3 protein-coding genes are annotated in these 3569 nt (G+C 69.8%); 2 read left to right on the top strand and 1 reads right to left on the bottom strand.

Translation table 11 applies throughout. The features are described 5' to 3' along the window. Nucleotides 1–462 (bottom strand): endonuclease NucS domain-containing protein (locus RMO85_RS09010; RefSeq protein WP_310528390.1); only part of this gene is annotated, 462 nt, incomplete at its 3' end. 64 nt (nt 463–526) lie between these two features. Here RMO85_RS09010 and RMO85_RS09005 point away from each other — a divergent pair. Further along, nucleotides 527–1708 carry a cysteine desulfurase-like protein gene (locus tag RMO85_RS09005; protein WP_310528389.1) on the top strand — a complete coding sequence of 394 codons (1182 nt, stop codon included), beginning with the start codon at nt 527–529 and terminating at the stop codon, nt 1706–1708. Nucleotides 1709–1784: 76 nt separating this feature from the next. Beyond that, nucleotides 1785–3569: 3-hydroxybutyryl-CoA dehydrogenase (locus RMO85_RS09000; protein ID WP_310528388.1), on the top strand; the 1785-nt coding region annotated here is incomplete at its 3' end.

The raw sequence follows: 3569 nt of genomic DNA, 5'->3' as shown, positions 1-3569 counted from the left end.
GATCTCGACGGCCACGCTCAGGCCGATCTCGTCACGGCACATCAGGTCCACCGGTCCGATCGCCGTCGGGAACTCCCGGCGGACCAGGGTCAGACCGGCGGACAGGGTCGCGGGGTGCTCGGCCAGCAGTTCCTGGAGGTGTTTCTCGACGCCGTCCTTCTGCAGGCCGGGATCGACGCCGAGGTCGTGGCTGGAGTCGCTGTGGATCTCCTCGATCAGGATGCGCAGCGTGTCGTCGGTCTTGGCCGCGCTCACCGTCCACTCGACCTGACCGTCCTCGGTGCTGCCCTCACGAAACGTGGCCGGCGGAGACATCCAGTTCAGCGGCTTGTAGGACCCGCCGTCGGAGTGCACGAGCACCGAACCGTCGGCCTTGATCATCAACACCCGGGTCGCCATCGGCAGGTGCGCGGTCAGCCGACCGGCGTAGTCGACCTGGCAGCGCGCAACGACGATCCTCACGGGCACGGAATGTACCCGGAGACTGCCGCCGAGCGCTGACCGGCCGTCGTGCGAGCATCGTCGTGTGAGCGTCGACGACAGCCTGACCACCTACGACGTCCAGCAGCTGAGGGACGCCTTCGCGGCGATCGATCCCCAGGTGGCCAGGTTCGACGGTCCGGGCGGCTCGCTCGTGCCCGAGGCGGTCGCGGCTGCCGTGGCCGACACGCTGCGGGCCGGGCTGTGTCAGCGCGGCGGGCCCACCGCGCTGGGCGCGATGGCCGAGGAGACCGTCGTCGCGGCACGCGCAGCCCTCGCTCGGTTCGTGGGTCTGCCCGATCCGTCGGGAGTCGTGTTCGGCCGATCGATGACGGCGCTGACCTTCGACATGGCTCGCACCCTGGCAAGGGACTGGGCGCCCGGCGACGAGGTCGTGGTCTCGCGCCTCGACCACGACGCCAACATCCGACCGTGGGTGCTGGCGGCGGAGCGCGCCGGGGCGACGGTCCGGTGGCTCGGGTTCGACCCGGTGACCGCAGAGCTGGACGACCTCGGTCCACTCCTGAGCGACCGCACGCGACTCGTCGCGGTCACCGCCGCGTCCAACCTCTTCGGCAGCCGTACCGACGTCGCCGGCATCGTGGGCGCGGCGCAGGCGGTGGGCGCCCTGGTGTTCGTCGACGCGGTGCACCTGGCAGCGCACGAGCCGGTCGACATGGTGGCGCTCGGAGCCGACATCGTGGTCTGCTCGCCGTACAAGTGGTTCGGGCCGCACCTCGGCGCGCTGGCCGCGGACCCGGCGCTCCTGGCGACGCTGCGTCCCGACAAGCTGCTGCCTTCGACCGACGCCGTGCCGGAGCGCTTCGAGCTCGGCACGCTGCCCTACGAGCTGCTGGCGGGGGTCACGGCCGCCGTGGAGTTCGCCGAGCAGTGGGGGATGACGGCGGTCGAGGCGCACGAGCGGGCGTTGCTGGGTCGCCTGCTCGGCGGTCTGGCGGAGCTGCCGCACGTGACCGTGCACGGCCGGCCGCGGCGGCGTACGCCGACCGTGCTCGTGACGGTGGAGGGCGTCACGCCCGTCGAGGCCAGTCGGCAGCTGGCCGTACGGGGCGTCGTCGCCCCGTCGGGGAGCTTCTACGCCCTCGAGGCCGCTCGCCACGCCGGTCTGGGTGAGCAGGGCGGAGTCCGGATCGGGTTGTCGCCCTACACGACCGAGGACGAGGTCAACCACCTGCTGGACACCCTGGGGGACGTCACCGCCACGTGAGATTCGTCTCAGCCCGACTGCTCAGCAGATGGTTACCGACGAGTTCGCACCGGCTGTGTCGTGTCATCATGCGGGCATGACGACAGCAGCGACCGAGCGCACCCCCCGTACCTTCGAGACGATCGGGGTCATCGGACTCGGCACCATGGGTGCCGGTATCGCCGAGGTCTTCGCCCGCAACGGCTTCCGCGTGATCGGTGTCGAGCTCACCGACGAAGCGGTCGAGCGCGGGCGCGGACACCTGTCGCACTCCACCGGGCGCGCGGTCTCGCGCGGCAAGATGTCGGAGGCCGGCCAGGCCGAGATCCTCGGCCGCATCTCGTTCGCCACCGACCTGTCCGCGTTGGCCGAGGCCGACTTCGTGGTGGAGGCGGTGGTCGAGTCGCTCGAGATCAAGAAGGACCTGTTCCGCCGGCTCGACGACATCGTCAAGCCCGATGCCATCCTCGCCACCAACACCTCGTCGCTGCCCGTCACCGAGATCGCCACGGCCAACACCCGGCCCGGCCGGGTCGTGGGCGTGCACTTCTTCAACCCCGCGCCGGTCCAGAACCTCGTCGAGATCGTCCGCACGGTCGTCACCGAGCCCGCTGTGCTGGCCGACGTCGAAGGACTCGTGGGCACGCTGGGCAAGAACCCGGTCGTCTGCGGCGACAAGGCCGGCTTCATCGCCAACACGCTGCTCTTCGGCTACCTCAACCACGCCGCCTCGATGCTCGAGACCAAGTACGCCACCCGCGCCGACATCGACGCCGCCATGCGCTTCGGCTGTGGCTACCCGATGGGCCCGCTGGCGCTGCTCGACCTGATCGGTCTCGACACGGCCTACGAGATCCTCGACACGATGTACAAGCAGGGTCGCGACCGCCTGCACGCCCCGGCGCCGATCCTCAAGCAGATGGTGACCGCGGGTCTGCTGGGTCGCAAGACCGGCAGGGGCTTCTACACCTACGAGAGCGTCGACAGCTCCGCGATCGTCGCCGACGCGCAGTCGCCGTCCGCCGACGACAGGCCGCAGCTCAAGCGGCCGATCACGATCGTCGGCGTCGTCGGCACGGGCACGATGGCGGCCGGCATCGTCGAGGTCTTCGCCAAGAGCGGCTTCGACGTCACGTTTGTCGGTCGCTCCCTCGACAAGGTCGAGGGCGTGCGCGCCACGATCGAGAAGTCGCTCGACAAGGCGATCCAGCGTGGCAAGCTCGACGAGTCGACCAAGGCCGACGTGCTGGGACGGCTGACCGGCACCACCTCACTGGACGACCTGGCCGACGTCGACATCGTGGTCGAAGCGATCGCCGAGGACCTGCGGATCAAGACCACGCTCTTCGAGAACCTCGACGAGATCTGCAAGCCGGGCGCGATCCTGGCCACGACCACCTCGTCGCTGCCGGTGATCTCGCTGGCCAAGGCGACCAGTCGTCCGCAGGACGTCATCGGCATGCACTTCTTCAACCCGGCGCCGATCATGAAGCTGGTCGAGGTCGTCTCGACGGTCGCGACGGCCGACGAGGTGGCCGAGACGGTCCGCGCCCTGTGCGACCAGGTCAGCAAGGTCGCCGTCTCGTGTGGCGACCGGGCCGGGTTCATCGTCAACGCGCTGCTCTTCCCCTACCTCAACGACGCGGTGAAGATGCTCGAGGCGCACTACGCCACGGCCGACGACATCGACACCGCCATGAAGCAGGGCTGCGCGCTGCCGATGGGCCCCTTCGAGCTGCTCGACGTCGTCGGCAACGACGTGTCGCTGGCCATCCAGCGCGAGCTCTACCTCGAGTTCCGCGAGCCCGGCTTCGCGCCGGCACCGTTGCTCGAGCACCTGGTCACGGCGGGCTACCTCGGTCGCAAGACCAAGCGCGGCTTC

Origin of the sequence: Nocardioides sp. (assembly GCF_031422975.1) — a bacterium.
Classification (GTDB): Bacteria; Actinomycetota; Actinomycetes; order Propionibacteriales; family Nocardioidaceae; genus Nocardioides.
Note: the sequence above shows the minus strand (reverse complement) of the source record. Positions and strands in the feature narration are given on the sequence as shown.